Here is a 16,072-nt window from a genome sequence, read left to right as displayed (position 1 = left end):
TCTGCACACCGGTCTTCGAACAGCCGCCGCCCAGTTTGCAGTCCGCCGCACTGGTACGGCCGTCCGAGCCCATGACCAGGATGTTGATCGGGGTACGGCCGAACGCGTCAGCCTTCTCGGTGCCCCCCTTGCCGTCCAGCGAGAGGCTCTGGATGTTGCCGTTCAGGTGCTCGTAGAACCACCAGCCCGCACCGGCCGTGATCACGATGATGACCGACAGGGTGATCCCGATGGCCTTGAACACCTTCCGGGCCCGGCCCGCCTGACGGGCCCGCCGCCCCGACCGGCTGCCGCCGCGGGCGCGGGACGCCGCCCGGCTCGCGGCCCTGCCGCCCGCAGGACGTGTTCCGTCGAGCCCGGCCTTACGCTGTCCTGACACCTGGCGCGTGCGGCTGCGCGTGGCCTGCCCGCCCGGGCCGTCCCACGGGTCGCCCATTTCCACTCCCATGAACGGTCGGGCCTGCCGGGCGGGCCGTCGTGCTACGGCCGGCGTCAGCGGCGGTGTACGGGCAGGCGAAGCAGCAGGTACCACGCCTCGATTGCGTAGTTGCGCAATCTAGCAAACCCAGAGCCCGGGCAGCACCGCCCATGCCGCAATTCACAGGTGGGGGGATTTCATGGAGCCGGTCACGCGAGGGTGAAGTAGGCCAGGCTGCCCAGTCCCGCGACGGAGCAGTAGATGGCGAACGGGATCAGGGTCCGGTTCTCGAAGTACTTCACGAGGAAACGTGTGGCCAGGTAGGCCGCCACGAACGCGGCCACGCTGCCGGCCAGCAGCGGACCGCGCAGGCCGTCGCCCTGGGAGCCGAGCAGCGGCGGCAGCTTGAGCAGGGCGGCGCCGCCGATCACCGGCGTGGCGAGCAGGAAGGCGAAGCGGGCGGAGTCCTCGTGGTTGAGGCCCTTGAAGATGCCCGCGCTGATGGTCGAGCCGGAGCGGCTGATGCCGGGGAAGAGCGCGAGGATCTGGGCCGCGCCGATCGTCAGCGCGTCCCGCATGGTCATCCGGGTGATCCGCTGGTCCGACAGTTCGTCCGGGCTCAGCTGCTCCTCCTGCGCCGTGAGGGAGGCGCCGGCGCGCCTGCGGCCCGAGCCGCCGCGCTTGAGCTGCTCGGTGACGAACAGCACGATGCCGTTGAGGGCCAGGAAGATCGCCGTCGGGACGGGTTTGCCGAGGGTGGTGCGGAACACCTTGTCGAGCGCCACGCCGGCCACGGCGACCGGGATGCTGGCGGTGACGATCAGCCAGGCGAGCCGCTGGTCCACGGTCTCGATCCGCCGCTGGGTGATCGATGTGAACAGTCCGCGGATGATCCGCACCCAGTCCCGCCAGAAGAAGACGACGAGCGCCACCGCGGTGGCCAGATGGAGACCCACCAGCTCGTTGAGGTAGAGAGACCCGTCGGCGGAGACATCGAGGTCGTGTTTCCAGTGCCCGCCCAGGAGGGCGGGTATCAGGATGCTGTGCCCGAGGCTGGAGACCGGGAACAGCTCGGTCACGCCTTGCAGCAGGCCGACGCCCACGGCTTCGGGGTAGGTCAGGACGGACATGGTTGGCCTTTGGCTCGAACTGCACGCGGGGCCGGGCTCCGGACAACACTTGCAGTGGCTCCGGCCAACCAAAACCTATTACACGCGTGTAAAAGTCAGGTCAAGCGGCGCGATGTGTTCACTTTGCCAACGCCCACTGTTCATGTCACGGCCCCGGGGAGCCGGAGTCCGGAATGCCTTCGGTGCTCACCGGGTGGCGGGGTGGGCCGTGAGCAACGGCTGGAGTGCGCCTCCGGTGCGCAGGCGGGCGACCAGGGGGCGGAGCAGACCGCGCAGGATCAGGCCGGCGGCCAGGGCGACGGGTGCGGCGATGAGGATGGCGCCGAGGACGTCGTGCGGGTAGTGATCGCCGACGTAGACACGGGTGAAGCCCTCCAGGAGCGTACAGACCGCGGCGATCGCGGCGAGCCGGCGGTCGAGGAGGAAGAGGGCCGCGGCGGTGGCGGCCGCGGTGGTGGTGTGGCCGCTGGGGAACGCGTAATCGGTGGGCGCCGGACAGCTGTTGACGTAGAAGTCGTGCGGCAGGGCGCGACACGGACGGGGCTCCGCGACGAGCTTCTTGACGACCTCGGTGACGGCGAAGGCCGTCACGACCGCCACCGGGGCGGCCAGGGCCGTGGCCATGGCCGAGTCGTCGCGGCGGCGGGCCCGCCACCAGCCGATCAGCATCAGGACGGCGAAGACGCCGAGGCCGAGGTTGGTCGTCAGCGCGATCGGGGCGTTGAGCCAGGGGGTGTCCCGGGCGAAGTCGGTGACCGATGTGAAGAGCGAGCCGTCGATGCGGGAGCCGTCGAGGGCGAGGTACGCCGTGGCGTGAGGGGTCATCAGGCGGGGGCTTTCGGGCAGGCGGATACCGCGATAACACCGAGATGCGGAATGGTGAACAACACCTTAACATCTACACGCGCGTAAAATCTCGGGGTGTACGCAGGATCTCGATGCAGCCCCTGAGCAGGGCATATGCCAGTCAGCCGGCGTGCGCCCTCGGGCGGCGGCGCTCACCGTCGGACGGCGGTGCTCACCGGACGCCGATCGTCTCCAGCAGCTGGTGGAGGTCGTGGGCGGCCTCGGCGCTGGACCAGACGGCGGTGACGAGGACCGCGAGGGTGGCCGCGATCAGCAGGGGACGGCGTCCGAGGGGCGGGGCGAGCAGGGCCGCCACCCGGCGGGGCACGGGACCTGCGGTGGCGAGCGGATTGCGGCGGCGGCCCAGGATGCCCAGGGCCGCGCCGGGAAGGCGGGAGCGGACCGGGGTGGCGTGGGCGGCGACGGCGGCCTTGCCGACCGTCCGCGCGACGCGCACGCGATCGCCGGTGACGGTGGCCGCGTACTCGTCGGCCCAGCGCTCGGTCGTGTAGCCGACGGCGGCGGCCAGCGGGCGCAGCAGCGGGTTGGCGGCGGCGCCGAGCTGAGCGAGGGCGACGAACGCGTAGTGGTGCGCGGTCAGATGGGCACGCTCATGGGCGAGCAGGATGCCGTGCTCGCCCTCGTCCAGGGTGTGCAGCATCCCGGTGGAGACCACGACCCGGCCCGGCACCCCCGGCAGTGCGAACGCGTCCGGCGCCGGATCCTCGACCACCACCACCCCGTCCCGCGTCGGCATACAGGCCGCGTCCAGCGCGGCGGCGGCAAGAGCCCGGGCCCGGCGCCAGAGCATCCGCGCGGCCATGACCAGGGCGCCGCCGAGCAGCAGCCCCGCGAGGACGGCGACGGAGAGTTCGGTGGGGTCCTCGCGCCGCGCGGTGCCGACCGACCAGTGTCCGAGCCCGGCGAGCTGCGGTACGCGGGTCACGCCGGTGGTGGCCAGCACACCCAGCGAGATGACGCCGGCCACCGCCAGGACCAGTGAGGAGAGGGTGAGCAGCCAGGTCGCCAGGCGCGGTTCGCAACGCTCCGACAACTGCCGGGCGCCCAGCGGAGCCAGCAGCGGCAGCAGCAGCGGGAGGTAGACGAGGATGCGCATCCGGGCCTCTTCGAAGGTGCTAGGGCCTGTCCGGCGGATCAGGTCGGCTCCAGGCAACGGTGTTCTGTCAGTACAGGTGAGCGGAGCATGGTGTGTCCAGCTGCGAGGCGGCGGAGGGCGGCGACGACGGGGAGCCGGCAACCGACGGCGACGCCGCCTGGGGTGCGCCCGTGCCCTTGAGAATGTGGCGTGCTCCGCGATTCCGCTCTGGCGGACGACGGCTCAGCGGGCGGCGTCGGAGTCGGGGCCGAGGAGCTGCCGCAGCAGCTCGGCGTCGGAGTCGGAGAGGCCGTCGGCGAAGCGGGCGAGCACGGCCTGCCGGTCGGACCGCTCCTCCAGGACGGTGCGCATCCGGCGGGCGGCGAACCCGGCCTCGTCGGTGGCGGGGGCGTAGGCGTAGGCCCGCCCTCGCCGGGTGCGGGTGAGCAGCTGCTTGCTGTGCATGCGGGTGAGGATCGTCACCACGCTGCTGTAGGTCAGCTCGCCGTCGAACCGATCCGTGACCTCACCCGGGGTCAGCGCGCCCTCGGCCTGCTGCAGCAGGGCGAGGATCTCGGCCTCCCGCGCGCCGTTCGGCAACTTGGAGCCCCGCTCGTGTGTGTCGCCGTCCATGGAGTTCGTCGCTTCCTCGTCCGTCTCTTGCCGCCACGCAACTTTTACGGCGGTGTAAAGGCTGCTGAGGTCGAGTCTGCCATGCGGGACGGATTCCCAGGAGGTACGTGCCGAGCCCTGACGGTGCGGAGCCCGCGGCTGGGTTCAGTGCGTGTTCGGTCCGAACCGCGCCGTGATCCACGCGGCGCCGCGCTCGGCCAGTGCCCGCCTGCGTCCCCACCGTGAGCGCCGTACGCCGACGGACGAGGACCGCGGCTCGGGCGGCACGGCCGCCACATCGGCGAGCCGGCCGGCGGCACGCGCCAGTTCCGTCTGCAGCCGTCTGCGCCGCTCGGGTGAACGGGCCCTCAATAACGCCGAATAAAGCCCTTCGACCTCGGCCACGGCAGCGCCCAGCCGCAGGTTCGCAGCACGCGTACGCCGAAAGTCCCCGCCCGGCATGAACGCCCTTCCTTCCCCCGATACCGGGGGCCGGTCCCCACGGAACTTCGATTATTGCGCAAGGCGGCAAGTCAGATACTCAGCCTGCGCCGACGGCCTTCCCCGCCTTGGCCCAGTTCGCGTGCAGCTGGTCCAGGTACGACCGGGCCTGGGCGCCCGGGGCCGCGCCGCGGGCGAAGGCGAGCATGTTGCCCGGCCCGGCGTTGTACCCCAGAGCCAGCAGGTCGTTCCTCGGGTAGGGAGCGGGCCACTGGGACGGCAGCCGGGCCGCCAGGTCGTGCAGGTACCAGGCTTCGGCTTCGACGGCGAGGTCACGGTCGTCGGGCAACTCCTCCCAACGGCGGCCGGCGAAGTCCCGGCCCTGCTTGACCTCGTCGAAGGTGGCGCGGTGCATGTTCGCGATGCCGAAGGCCGCGTCCGGCTTGTACTTCTGCCACGCCCGCTCGAAGGACGGGTCATGTGGTTTGTACGCCTCGTTGTAGAGGACCGCCATCAGCAGCTGGGCGCTGACGCTGGCCTGGCGGGCCCGGGCGCGGACCTGGGTGGCGTAGTCGGCGGGGTCGTACGACGAGGAAGCGGCCGTCGGCGACGGGGACGACGGGGCGGAGGAGCCGGCCGACGGGCTCGGCGGGGAGGCCGACGCCTTCCCATGGGGTGGCGGATCGTCCTGCGGGGTGTCGGCCGCGCGCACGATGACGTACACGACCAGGGCGAAGACCAGCACGGCCAGCCACCGCCGGCGTTTCGGTGCCCGGGTCTGCGCCATGTCGCTCCTCTCGCCCGTCGGCCGACAACCTTGTACCGCGTGGGGATTAAGACGGGCGTGAGGCGGTCCGGTTGCGGGCCGCCACGAGTGCCGCCGCGTAGAAGACCAGGACGGCGGTGAGCAGCAGGTAGTACACGGCAGGCAGGGCGGTCAGGCCGAGCACCGGGCCCAGGGGCGAGAGGGGAAGCGCCAGGCCGATGACGGCCAGCGCCAGCGCGGCCCAGGCGACCGGGCCCGGCCTGCGGAACTCGGCCGCACCGCGGCCGACGCGCAGCAGCACCATCACCAGGGCCTGGGTGATCAGGTTCTCCGTGAACCACCCGGAGTGGAAGACCGCCTGGTTCACCCCTCTGCCCGGCCCGTGCATCGCGAGCGCGAGGACGCCGAAGGTGGCGAGGTCGGCGACGGCGTTGAGCACTCCGAAGCCGGTGATGAAGCGCAGCAGGTCGCGTGGGTCCAGCACGGTCGGCCGGCGCAGCGTGCCGGGGCCGGGGCGGTCGTGGGCGAAGGTGAGCTGGGCCGCGTCGAAGCACAGGTTCTGCAGCAGGACCTGGGCCGGAAGCATCGGCAGGAAGGGCAGCAGCAGACCGGCGGAGAGCATCGCCAGGACGTTGCCCAGGTTGGACGACAGCGTGATGCGCAGATAGGTGACGATGTTGCCGCCCGCGTGCCGGCCCGCGGCGACGGCGTGCGCGATCGCGGTGAGGTCCTTCTCCGCCAGCACCACGTCGGCGCCTTCCCGGGCCACGTCGGCGGCGTCCCGGGGGGCGATGCCGACGTCGGCGGCGCGCAGCGCGGGCAGGTCGTTGACCCCGTCGCCGAGGAAGCCCACGGTGTGCCCGCCGGTGCGCAGGGCCTCGGTGATCCGGGCCTTGTGCTCCGGGGCGCAGCGCGCGAAGACGGTCGTACGGCCGGCGGCCTCGGTGAGTTCGGCGTCCGTGAGGAGGTCGATGTCGTCGCCGGTGAGAAGGGCGTCCGCGGCGACCGGAATGCCCAGGTCGAGGCAGGCGCGGACCGCGGTGCCCGGATGGTCGCCGGTGAGGACCTTGACGGTGACACCCCGGTCGGTGAGGACCGTCAGGGCGTCGGCGGCGGTGGGCGCGAGCGCGTCCCGCAGGGTGATCAGGCCCCGGAAGGCCAGGTCCCGGGCGTCGGCCGGCTGATAGTCGCGCCCGCGTGAGTGACGCTCCGCGGTGGCGACCGCCAGGACCCGCACGCCGCCGTCGGCCTGCCGGCCGGCGAGGGCGCGCAGCCGTTCCCGTTCGTCGTCCGCGAGTGCGCAGCGCTCCAGGACGGCCTGGACGTCTCCCTTGACGACCAGGGTGTGGGTGCCGAGCCGGCCGGGGGTGCGCACGACCGCCACGGCGAGCCGGCGGTCCGGGGCGAAGGGCACGGCCGCGACCCCGTCGTACGCCGTGAGCGTGTCCTCGTCGACCGCGTCCAGGATCGCCTCGTCGAGGGCGTCGGGTTCCGGCAGGTCGGCGAGCTGGAGGGTCCACCAGGCGTTGACGGCGGCCCAGTGCAGGACCTCGGGGTCGTCCGCGCCGTCCGGGCCGAGGGCGCGGTCGGCGACGGGGCGGTCCTGGGTGAGGGTGCCGGTCTTGTCCAGGCACAGTATGTCGACGGCACCGACGTCGTGCAGGGCCGGCAGGCGCTTGACGATCACGCCGTGCGTGCGGGCCAGCAGTGAGGCGCCGCGGGCCAGACAGAGCGTGACGAGGACCGGCAGCATCTCCGGGGTCAGCCCGACGGCCACCGCCACGGCGAACGGCAGCGTTTCCAGGCCGCGGTCGCGCAGCGTCGCGTTCGCCATCAGGACCAGCGGCGGAGTCAGCAGCATGAACCGGATCAGGATCCAGGAGACGCCGTGCACGGAACGGTCGAAGGCACTCGCCTCCGGCCGGCCGGCCCGGCCCTCGTGGGCCGCGGCGAACCGGGTGTGCGCACCGGTCGCGGTGACGACCGCGGTGGCGCTGCCGGAGGCCACACTGCTGCCCTGGAAGCAGAGCTGCGGCTGATCGAACAGCCCGCCGCCGGACGCGCGAGGCAGGTCGTCGGCCGACTTGGCGACGGGTGCGGATTCCCCGGTCAGCGCGGCCTGGTGCACGGTCAGGCCGCTCACCCGCAGCAGCCGTACGTCCGCCGGGACCAGGTCGCCCGGCCCCAGCCGGATCACATCGCCGGGGACCAGCTCGGCCACGGGGAGCTCGCGGGACGCCGGTGCGGCCTCCTCGTCGGCCCGCCGGAGCACGGTGGCGGTGGTGGCGACCAGCGCGCGCAGCGCGGCCGTGGACCGGTCGGCCCGGTGCTCCCCGGAGGCCCGCAGGACGCAGCTCACCACGACGAGCAGCAGGATCACCGAGGCGGTGCTCCACGCGAGGACGGCTGCCGAGACCAGCCCGAGACACGCCAGCACCGCCGTGAACGGGTCCCGCAGGCTGCGCAGGAGCAGCCGTGGCCAGGAGGCCGCGCGCCAGGCGGGGCCGATGTTCTCCCCCAGCCGGGCCAGCCGCTCCTCGGCCTGCGCCTCGGTCAGCCCGCGCGGCCCGCTGTCCAGCCGGCGCAACGTCTCCAGCACGGTCGGGGCGGACCGTCCTCGGGGTGCGTGTACGGCCGGCGGGCCAGGCGTCCCGGCGTCCTGTCCCGAGGCCGCGGTGGACTCAGCCACCGGTCCCGCGCAGCTCGCGCACCGGCGCGAGGACGTGCTGCGACCGTGCCGTCAACTGTCCGACCATCACCCGCACCACGGTGACGACGTCCGGGTCGTCCACGTAGTAGACCTGCCGTCGGCCCTCGCGGCGGCAGTTCACGAGCCCGGCCAGCTTCAGCTTCGCCAGATGCTGGCTGACCGCGGGCAGCGCTCCGCCGACGCGGGCGGCGAGATGCGTGACGTCGCTCTCGCCCTGTGACAGCGCCCACATCAGGTGCAGCCGGGCGGCGGAGGCGAGCAGACCGAACGCGGCGGCCGCCTCGGCGAGAACCTCGGCGGACGGATCCTCGAAACCACCGACGCTCCCCGTCACTGTCCTCTCCCGTCCAGCCCTCTACACAGCCGACACCGATGTGCCGACCCAGTGTAGGCGGCCCGATGCCGGGCGTCCCGGTCACAGCGGCCCGGCCCGGGACGATCCGTGGCGCTGTGCCCCGGCTCCCGCTGTGGCCGCTGGTCCCGGCCCGGCCGGCGCGTGAGCCATGAAATATCGATGAAATCCGGTTGACGGGGCCCTACTTGGCGCTGTGACCGCCTTGCGGCGCGTGGCTGTGGAGCACCAGCCTGAGGGGCGGGGTGGTGCACCAGCGGGGTGACGGGGGTGGGGCGGGGTGTCGTCCGGATTGCGGGTCTTCGCTCGGCTGGTCATGGTGTGCGCGGTCGTCACGGGCTACGTCGCGCTGCAGCTTGCGGTCGGCGTGGGCCTGGATCTGCGGGCCCGGGACCGCTTCCGTGACGCCCCCGCGCGGGCCGCCGCCTTCGTCACCGCGCTGGACCGCTACGCCGCCGGGGACGCGTCCGCGCGCGCCGGGATCCGGGAGGGGGAGGCGTGGTTCGAGGACAACGCCCCGTCGGGACAGAGCCGGTCCGCGGTCGTCGCCGCCGCCCGTGAAGCCCGCGAGGGCGGAAGCTCCCTGGCCCGGGAGCGTGTCGCCGGGCTCGCGGCGCGGGTGGAGAAGGACCAGGCGGTTCTTGAGCGGGACCTCGGCTCGTCCGGCATGGTCGCGCTGTGGTGGGCGGTGGCCGCCGGGGTGCTCGCCGTACCGGCGCTGTGGCTACGGTGCCGCCGCCGTGCGGGAGCTGCCGGCGTCGTCGGCCTGGTCAGCCGGTTCGCCCCGCGTCAGCCGTGGTGGCGCAGGCCGTTGTTCCTGGCGGCCAGCGGCCTCGGATACGGGCTGTTCGCGATCGGTTTCCTCGCCGTCAGCACGGCGGAGCGGCAAGGCTACAAGCAGCCGGTGGTGGCGCAGATCCTCCTCCTGCCGTGCGGGCTGGCCGCGCTGGGGGCAGGCCTGCTGATCCTGCGCCGCTCCCGGCCGCGGTCGGTACGCAGCGCGGCCCAGGCGCTGCTGGCCGACGGCCGTACCCCCGTGCTCTACCTGCGCAGTTTCGCCGACGACGCCACCACCGCGCAGATCGACGACGGGATGCCGGTCAACGTCCATTCGCGGGAGGAGCAACTCGCGGCGGCGCTGGGCGCCGTCGGCCCGGTGATCGCGGTGGGCATGCCCGAGGAGCCGCTGCCGCGGCTGGGGGCGGCGCGGTTCTATCTGCCGCGTGACGACTGGCAGCCCGTGGTCCTGAGGCTGATGGAGCTGTCCCGGCTCATCGTGCTGCGCCTGGGCCTGGGCGACGGGCTGTGGTGGGAGGTCGAGCAGGCCCGCGCCACCCAGCCCGCGCGGAAGCTCGTCCTGATGGTGCCGGGTGGGCTGCCGGGCGTGGCCGAACGGCTGGACGAGCATCTGCCGACCCCCGCTCGGCTGGACAAGGCGGTCGCGGGCGACTCCTCGGTCTCTGCGATCTCCGCCGTGATCACCTTCGACCCCGAGTGGACGCCTCACGTACACGCGGTGGGCGCCACGACACGGCGGCGCCTGTTCGCGCGCCTCGCGGCCTTCGCCGAACGGACGGGTGTGGCGGGAACGGCCATGTACACGCCCGCGTACCGAGAGATCCGTGCCATGAAAGCCGCTCTGGCGGCGGTGGGGCTCCGCAAACGGACGATGACCCCGCGCGCCAACTTCGCGCTGGGGGCGTCGCTGTGGAAGGGCATGCTGCTGGTCACAGTCCTGGGCCTGCTGGGCTGGCTCGTGTTCCGCACCCTGCGCCTGCTCGAACTCTGGTAGCGCCAAGGAGGAATCATGGAAGGTTCACAGCAGGGCACGTCGACGGGTGCGAGCCCGGTCGGCACGGAGCCGTACCGGCCGGTGACCGGTGCGGCCACGGCCGCGACCGCGCTGATCTCACTGGTGGTGGTCCGTGAGGTACTGGTCTCGGTGGGCAACTGGCGCGACTACGTCGTCGTCCACGACTTTCTGGCCGGGAAGGCGACACTCGCGGACGTCCAGGCCGCCGACTCGGATGCCCTGACGAAGGTGCTGGGGACCTGGCTGGGGCTCCTGGTGTGGATCGTGGCAGGCGTGGCGTTCCTCGTCTGGCTGTGGCGGGCGCGGATCAACGCCGAGCTGATCGGCGGTGCCGCCGCGCATCGCCGGTCCCGGGGCTGGGTGGTCGGCGCCTGGCTGTCCCCCGTGGCCAACCTGTGGTTTCCGTACCAGGTCATGTCGGACATCTGGCAGGCCAGCGCTCCCCGTCGGCCCGCCCCCGGCGCCCTGGTCAAGACCTGGTGGGTGCTGTTGGTGGCCGGGACGTACCTCGTGAGGCCGATCCAGTGGCGTATGGCCTCGCAGGAGGCCTCCGAGCAGGACGTGCTGGCCAACGCGAACATGTCCACCCTGCTCGCGGTGCTCTACCTGGTGGCCGGTGTCCTGATCATCCTCATCATGAGGCGCGTCACCGAATGGCAGACCGGCAGGCCTGTCCGGAACGCGGGGTGAGGGCTGCTATTTCCTCAGCGCCGAGGAACAGCGCTCCAGGAACGCGCGGAACGTGGCGCGCTCCTCGGCCTGGAACGCGGCCGCCAGCGATTCCTCCACGACCGACACCGCGTCGTCCGCCTTGTTGAGCAGATTGCGGCCCGTGCGGGTGAGCCGGGCCTCCAGGATGTGCTGGTGGACGGGGTGGGGCTTGCGTTCCACGAGGCCCCGGCCCTCAAGGGTGCCGAGCACCGAGGAGATGGTCTGCGGGGTGACCAGACATCGGCGCGCAAGGGCGGCGCCGGAGAGTCCGGGGGCCTCATGGATGGCGAGCATGACCGTGTGCTGGGCTGTGCTGAGGTTGAAGGGCCTGAGGGCTGTGTGCTTGGCGGCGTTCACTTCCTGCTCGGCACGCTTCAGGATGTGGCCCAGCCTCTCGTCGCTCGGCAGCTTCATGCTGGGCACACCCCTCAGGCCTCTTATGGTCATCAGCATACATCAGGCCAACACAGGTCATATGCTGCTCACCTTGCGGATGTTATCAGACGTCCTGATTCGGGACGGAGAAAGCTCCAGGCGTACCGAAGCCGTTGTCGGCCGCGTTGGTGTTCGTGATGAAGAAGCCCGGGCCCTTGATGTGGTCCTTGGCGACCAGCGCGAGGAAGTCCTGCGCCGGGCCGTCGTCCTTGTGAGCGTTGAACGCGTCCAGGTCCTTGAAGGTCTCCAGGAACACGAAGCGGGTCGGGTCGGCCGGGTCGGGCATGCAGTGGAACCCGAGCGTGCCCGGCTCGCGGGTCAGTGACCCGTACCCGTCGGCCTGGCTGATCCTGAGGAACTCGTCGCGGTACTGCGGCTGCACGTTGTCGAACTCCGCGACGACGGTGAGCACGGAACCGCTGTCGCCGTGCGACGGGGCCGTCCTGCCGTCCGCGCTCAGCGGCTTCACGGAGGTGTTCCTGATGGTGTAGTCGGGGCCCGTGACGCCGTTGCCGGCCGCCGTCCGCAGGAAGCGGCGGTGGAAGACGCCGTGCTCGTGCGCCTCGTAGGCGCCCTTGTTGACGAACGTGCCGGCTATCACGATCCGCGCGTCGTTCTTCGGGTCCGGGACGATGTGGACCGCGAGCGTGCCCGGCTCCTTGTCCAGGGAGTCGTACGCCTCCTTCTGCGCGGCCGCGATGACCTGGGTGCGGGCGGCTGCCGGGATGTTCTCGTACGAGGCGATCGCGGTGTACGAGACGCCGCTGTCACCGCGGTTGTCGGCCGTCGCCGCGGCGGTGTCCGCCATCGCGGCGGGCGCCGACATCAGCAGGGCCGCCCCGAGGGCGAGCGGGAACAGCGTCGTGCGGAGCTTCATCTTCGTTTCTCCTGTGGTGAGTTGCGGGTGCTGGTTGTGTGGGGGGAGGTCATGGGCAGGGCGTCAGACCTGTTCCGTCGGCATGATCACGATCTGGGGCAGGTTGACGTGCCGCGGCTGGGCCACCGTGAAGCCGATGACCTCGGCGACGTCCCGGTCGGACAGCACGTCGATCGACTTGATGAGGCCGGTCAGCCATTCCTGGGCCGAGGGGTCGTCGAGGTGGTCCATCAGCTCGGTGTCCACGACGCCCGGTTCGAGGGAGGTGACGCGGACGCGCCGCGGACCGAACTCGGTGCGCAGATTGCGCGACAGATGGCTGACCGCCGCCTTCGTGGCGCAGTACAGCGCGAAATTGGGCGCCGTGATCTGCGCCGCGATCGAGGAGATGTTCACGATGTCGGCGGTGCGCCCGGCGGCCGCGGCCTCGGTGAGCTGCGGCCCGAAGACATGGAGGGTGCGCACCAGGCCGGTGAGATTGGTGTCGATCATGCGCTCCCACTCGTGGGTGCGCCCCTGCTCGAACGGCGCCGTGAGCATCGCCCCGGCCCCGGTGACGACCAGGTCCACGGTGCCGAGCGCCTCGCGCACCGTCGCCGCCGCGGTGCTCAGCGCGTCGGCGTCCGTGACGTCGGCGGCGACGGCGAGCGCGACCCCGCCGGCCGCGGTGATCCCGGCGGCCAGCGCGTCGAGGCGCTCGCGGCGGCGGGCGAGCAGGGCGACCTTCGCACCGCGCGCGGCGAGCAGCCGGGCGGTGGCGGCGCCGATGCCGCTGGCCGCCCCGGTCACCACGGCGACGCGTCCGATGAGGTTCTGGGGCTCTTCGGACATGGGGGTGTCCCTTCTTCCGGTTCAGATGGGGTGAAATGGCGGGAATGGGGTGAACAGTGCGAAGTGAAGGAGGGCCGTCAGGCGCTCGCGCCCGTGAGTTCCGCGCCGCTCGTGCGCGCCCGCGCCGCTGTGGCGGCCCACCGCAGCACCGTGGTGCCGACGCTCATACCGCCGCCGAACGCCGTCAGTACGACGGTCTCGCCCTCGCGCAGCTTGCCCGCGCGGTTCGCGTGGTCGAGGGTGATCGGCACCGAGGCTGCACCGGTGTTGCCGTGCCGCTGGAGCGCCAGGTGCAGCTCGGCGTTGACCAGCCCGAGGTCGGGCCACAGGTCGGCGAGCATGACGCCGTTCGCCTGATGGGGGACCAGATGCCGGACGGAGGCCAGCGGCGTGCCGGAACGGTAGAGCAACGTGGCGATGATGCCCGGGAGTTCGTCGTGCACGAACTGGCGCACTCCGCGCCCGTTCATGGTGAAGAAGTGGCCTCCGGCGCGCAGCGTCTCGTACGAGGCCGGGTGCCGGCTGCCGCCCGCCGGGACCTTGATGAGGTCGTGGGCGTCGCCGCGCGTGGTGAGCTGGGTGTCGATGAGGCCCAGGGCGGGGGCCACCGGGCCGAGGACGACGGCCCCCGCGCCGTCGCCGAACAGGATGCAGGTCCTGCGGTCCGTGTAGTCGAGGATCCGTGAGTAGATGTCCGCGCCGATGATCAGGGCGTACGGGGCTATCTCGTTCGTGCCCCGGCGCAGCAGGCCCTCGCCGACGCTCAGCGCGAACGTGAAGCCCGCGCAGACGGCGTTGACGTCGAAGGCCGCCGCGTTCCGGGCGCCGAGCAGGTCCTGGACGATGCTCGCGGTGGCCGGCTGCGGATGGTCGGGTGTCGACGTGGCGACCACGACGTACGCCACCTGCTCGGGCTGGATGCCCGCCTGGGCGAGCGCTTGCGCCCCGGCCCGCGCCGCCAGGTCGGACGTGGCCTCCGAGCCGGCCGCCCGGCGGCGCTCACGCACCCCGGTCTTGTCGGTGATCCACTGGGCGGTCACCCCGGCCGGGCCCGCGATCTCCTCGTTGGTGACGACGGCCTCGGGCAGATAGGAGCCGGTGCCGACGATGCCGATACTCATCGTTCTGATTCCCCCTTGGTGTTCATGTCGGTGCTCAGGCGTCCACCGGGTCCGGCACCGGCAGGTGCCGCCAGCCCCGGCTGCGCGCGTGCGCGGTCAGTACCGGGTCGTCGCCCACGACGACCGGGTGCCCGACGGCGCTCAGCAGCGCGAGGTCGCTCGCGTGGTCCCCGTACGCGCTCGACGCCGCCAGGTCGACGCCGCACAGGGCCGCCGTATGGCGGGCGACCCGGCCCTTGACCCCGCCGATGACGGGGACGGTGACCTCACCGGTGAGGACGCCGTCGACGGCCACCGGCCGGGTGCACACCGTCCAGTGGGGGTGCAACTGCGCGGCGAGGGGCGCCAGTGGCGCGAAGAACGAGCCCGATACGAGGACCACGAAGTCCCCGGCCGCGCGCCGCTCGGCGAGTTCCGTCAGGGTCGGCTCGATGAACAGGCCCCGCTCGACCTCGTGCGCGAACCACGCCTCGCCCGCCGCCGTCAGCGCCTCGACGGGCTCGCCCGCGAGCAGCCGGTAGAAGCGCCGGTTGATCTCCTGGCGCGGCACGCCGGAGGCCGCGGCCGCCCGCAGCTCGTCCGTGAGGCGTTCGTACGTGCCGTCCGGGCGCCCGCGCCTGCGCAGATGGAACTCCAGGAAGCTGAACATCGACTTCCGGCGGATCAGCGTCTCGTCGACGTCGAAGAACGCCGCGCGCACCGCGCCAGAGGCGGCGCCTAGTCGGTGCGGGTGGCCAGCGTGATGGAGCACGTCGCCAACTCCTTCTCCTCCTGCCACGCGGTGACCGTCACCGGCAGCTCCGTGTGCGGGCGCCCGCTCTCCTCCGGCAGCTCCAGCGGGCCCCCTTGGGTGTAGAAGGTCTCCGCGTGCTGGCGCACCCCGGCGTCGGGAGCGCCCACCTTGGCGGCGAGCGACGTGGGCGGCTCCAGCTCGCCGAAGCGGGTGAAGACGACGTAGATGTCGCTGGGGAACGCCTTCGCCGGGGACAGGCCCCGCGCCTCCAGGGCGGCGAACAGGGCGAGCTGGCGCGCTGCCTCGGTGAGGACCATGCCGGGCAGGTGGTCCTGCGCGTGGTCGAACAGGCTGGGGTGCGCGGGCGGGACGTGCAGCGCGGCGTACGCGTCGCCGTTGTCGCCGGTGGCGTCGGTGAGGATCACGTTGCCGGGCAGGGCGCGGCCCACGAGGTGCGGGGCGACGAGGTTGCGGGTGGGTTCGGCGGGCAGCTCGGCGCTGGACGGCAGGGGCTTGCCGTCGCGGTTTGCGGCGCGCAGCTCGGCGTACGACCGGGCGTTGCGGAACCGCAGGCCGACGCCGGTCCAGCCGACGACCGTGCCGTCCACCGACAGTTCGAGCGCGCTGTCGAGGCCGCTGACGCGGCCGTCGCGCACCCGCCGGTCGGTCACGGTGACCTTCATGGTCAGGCGCAGCGGCTGGCTGCCGACGGTGAGCAGCTCGGGCCGGATCAGGCTGATCCGCAGGAAGGTGAGGACGAACTTGTCGCCCAGCGGTACGTCGAAGAAGGCGTGTGCCCCCGCCAGACAGGCCTGCCGGCTGGTCTCCAGGAGCAGCAGCGGGTCGTACATCGCGGGCCGCAGCAGGTGGTCGCCGTAATAGGAGTGCGAGCGGGGCAGCATGGCGGCGACGGCGTAGCCGTCGTCACCGTCGGTGTGCAGGTCGGTGAGGAAGACCTCGCCGAGCGAGTCGCGGTGCACGAGCGTGCGGTTCACCGTGCAGCAGAAGGTCAGTTGTCTGGGCTCGGTAGCGGTCATGGATGAACTCCTTGGGTTGCCGCCGGGTCACCGGGCGGGGGGAAGAGACCGGGGGCCCGACGGCGGTCGGTGGGGTTCGGTTGCGAGACGCGGGGCGTGGCGCCCCGAAAGGGGCGCGGGGAACTGCGCGACCAGCCACAACG

General features: G+C 72.3%; 16 protein-coding genes and 1 pseudogene. 2 read left to right on the top strand and 15 right to left on the bottom strand.

Going from position 1 to position 16,072, the window contains the following annotated elements; translation table 11 throughout:
- The 9 genes and pseudogenes from AV521_RS51940 to AV521_RS43965 all read right to left on the bottom strand — a co-directional run.
- Positions 1-436: pseudogene (locus AV521_RS51940) on the bottom strand (LytR family transcriptional regulator); the annotation flags it as partial.
- 191 nt (positions 437-627) lie between these two features.
- A complete protein-coding gene (locus tag AV521_RS44000) occupies positions 628-1,548 on the bottom strand; it encodes an undecaprenyl-diphosphate phosphatase (RefSeq protein WP_076097522.1) in 921 nt (306 codons plus the stop codon).
- A gap of 186 nt (positions 1,549-1,734) precedes the next feature.
- Positions 1,735-2,373 (bottom strand): phosphatase PAP2 family protein, encoded by a 639-nt coding sequence (locus AV521_RS43995; RefSeq protein WP_076097519.1) that lies wholly within the window; start codon positions 2,371-2,373, stop codon positions 1,735-1,737.
- Between the two features lie 193 nt (positions 2,374-2,566).
- Positions 2,567-3,511 (bottom strand): M56 family metallopeptidase, encoded by a 945-nt coding sequence (locus AV521_RS43990; protein ID WP_076097517.1) that lies wholly within the window; start codon positions 3,509-3,511, stop codon positions 2,567-2,569.
- A 222-nt stretch (positions 3,512-3,733) separates the two neighbouring features.
- The gene (locus AV521_RS43985) at positions 3,734-4,123 is read right to left on the bottom strand and encodes a BlaI/MecI/CopY family transcriptional regulator (protein WP_076097515.1); all 390 of its coding nucleotides are present in this window, start codon (positions 4,121-4,123) and stop codon (positions 3,734-3,736) included.
- Positions 4,124-4,267: 144 nt separating this feature from the next.
- Positions 4,268-4,564: a hypothetical protein gene (locus tag AV521_RS43980; protein ID WP_076097513.1), complete on the bottom strand. Its 297-nt coding sequence runs from the start codon at positions 4,562-4,564 to the stop codon at positions 4,268-4,270.
- A 79-nt stretch (positions 4,565-4,643) separates the two neighbouring features.
- On the bottom strand, positions 4,644-5,330 hold the full coding sequence (locus AV521_RS43975) for a hypothetical protein (RefSeq protein WP_076097511.1): 687 nt from the start codon (positions 5,328-5,330) through the stop codon (positions 4,644-4,646).
- A 46-nt stretch (positions 5,331-5,376) separates the two neighbouring features.
- The gene (mgtA, locus tag AV521_RS43970) at positions 5,377-7,998 is read right to left on the bottom strand and encodes a magnesium-translocating P-type ATPase (protein ID WP_076097509.1); all 2,622 of its coding nucleotides are present in this window, start codon (positions 7,996-7,998) and stop codon (positions 5,377-5,379) included.
- Entirely contained in the window at positions 7,991-8,353 is a 363-nt protein-coding gene (locus AV521_RS43965; RefSeq protein WP_076097506.1) for a metalloregulator ArsR/SmtB family transcription factor, read from the bottom strand. The genes mgtA and AV521_RS43965 overlap by 8 nt, the downstream gene beginning before the upstream one ends.
- A gap of 298 nt (positions 8,354-8,651) precedes the next feature.
- Between AV521_RS43965 and AV521_RS43960 the strand changes: the two genes are divergently transcribed.
- On the top strand, positions 8,652-10,163 hold the full coding sequence (locus tag AV521_RS43960) for a transferase (RefSeq protein ID WP_076097504.1): 1,512 nt from the start codon (positions 8,652-8,654) through the stop codon (positions 10,161-10,163).
- 15 nt (positions 10,164-10,178) lie between these two features.
- Complete coding sequence (locus AV521_RS43955; protein ID WP_256725969.1) at positions 10,179-10,874, top strand: DUF4328 domain-containing protein; 696 nt, start codon at positions 10,179-10,181, stop codon at positions 10,872-10,874.
- A 6-nt stretch (positions 10,875-10,880) separates the two neighbouring features.
- Here the strand turns inward: AV521_RS43955 and AV521_RS43950 are convergent, their stop codons facing one another.
- The 6 genes from AV521_RS43950 to AV521_RS43925 all read right to left on the bottom strand — a co-directional run bounded on the left by AV521_RS43950 (position 10,881) and on the right by AV521_RS43925 (position 15,929).
- Positions 10,881-11,309 carry a MarR family winged helix-turn-helix transcriptional regulator gene (locus AV521_RS43950; RefSeq protein ID WP_076097502.1) on the bottom strand — a complete coding sequence of 143 codons (429 nt, stop codon included), beginning with the start codon at positions 11,307-11,309 and terminating at the stop codon, positions 10,881-10,883.
- An 85-nt stretch (positions 11,310-11,394) separates the two neighbouring features.
- Positions 11,395-12,207 carry an antibiotic biosynthesis monooxygenase gene (locus AV521_RS43945; RefSeq protein ID WP_076097500.1) on the bottom strand — a complete coding sequence of 271 codons (813 nt, stop codon included), beginning with the start codon at positions 12,205-12,207 and terminating at the stop codon, positions 11,395-11,397.
- Between the two features lie 63 nt (positions 12,208-12,270).
- Positions 12,271-13,038: an SDR family oxidoreductase gene (locus tag AV521_RS43940; RefSeq protein ID WP_076097497.1), complete on the bottom strand. Its 768-nt coding sequence runs from the start codon at positions 13,036-13,038 to the stop codon at positions 12,271-12,273.
- Positions 13,039-13,115: 77 nt separating this feature from the next.
- Positions 13,116-14,159, bottom strand: coding sequence for a 3-oxoacyl-ACP synthase III family protein (locus tag AV521_RS43935; RefSeq protein ID WP_076097495.1), 1,044 nt, complete (start codon positions 14,157-14,159; stop codon positions 13,116-13,118).
- Between the two features lie 34 nt (positions 14,160-14,193).
- Positions 14,194-14,910 carry an HAD family phosphatase gene (locus AV521_RS43930; RefSeq protein WP_143658752.1) on the bottom strand — a complete coding sequence of 239 codons (717 nt, stop codon included), beginning with the start codon at positions 14,908-14,910 and terminating at the stop codon, positions 14,194-14,196.
- Complete coding sequence (locus AV521_RS43925; RefSeq protein WP_076097490.1) at positions 14,877-15,929, bottom strand: ScbA/BarX family gamma-butyrolactone biosynthesis protein; 1,053 nt, start codon at positions 15,927-15,929, stop codon at positions 14,877-14,879. Before AV521_RS43925 ends, AV521_RS43930 begins: the two co-directional genes overlap by 34 nt.
- Positions 15,930-16,072: the final 143 nt, after the last annotated feature.

Origin of the sequence: Streptomyces sp. IMTB 2501, from assembly GCF_001953885.1 — a bacterium.
Lineage (GTDB): Bacteria > Actinomycetota > Actinomycetes > Streptomycetales > Streptomycetaceae > Streptomyces.
This window is presented reverse-complemented; position numbering and strand designations above follow the sequence as displayed.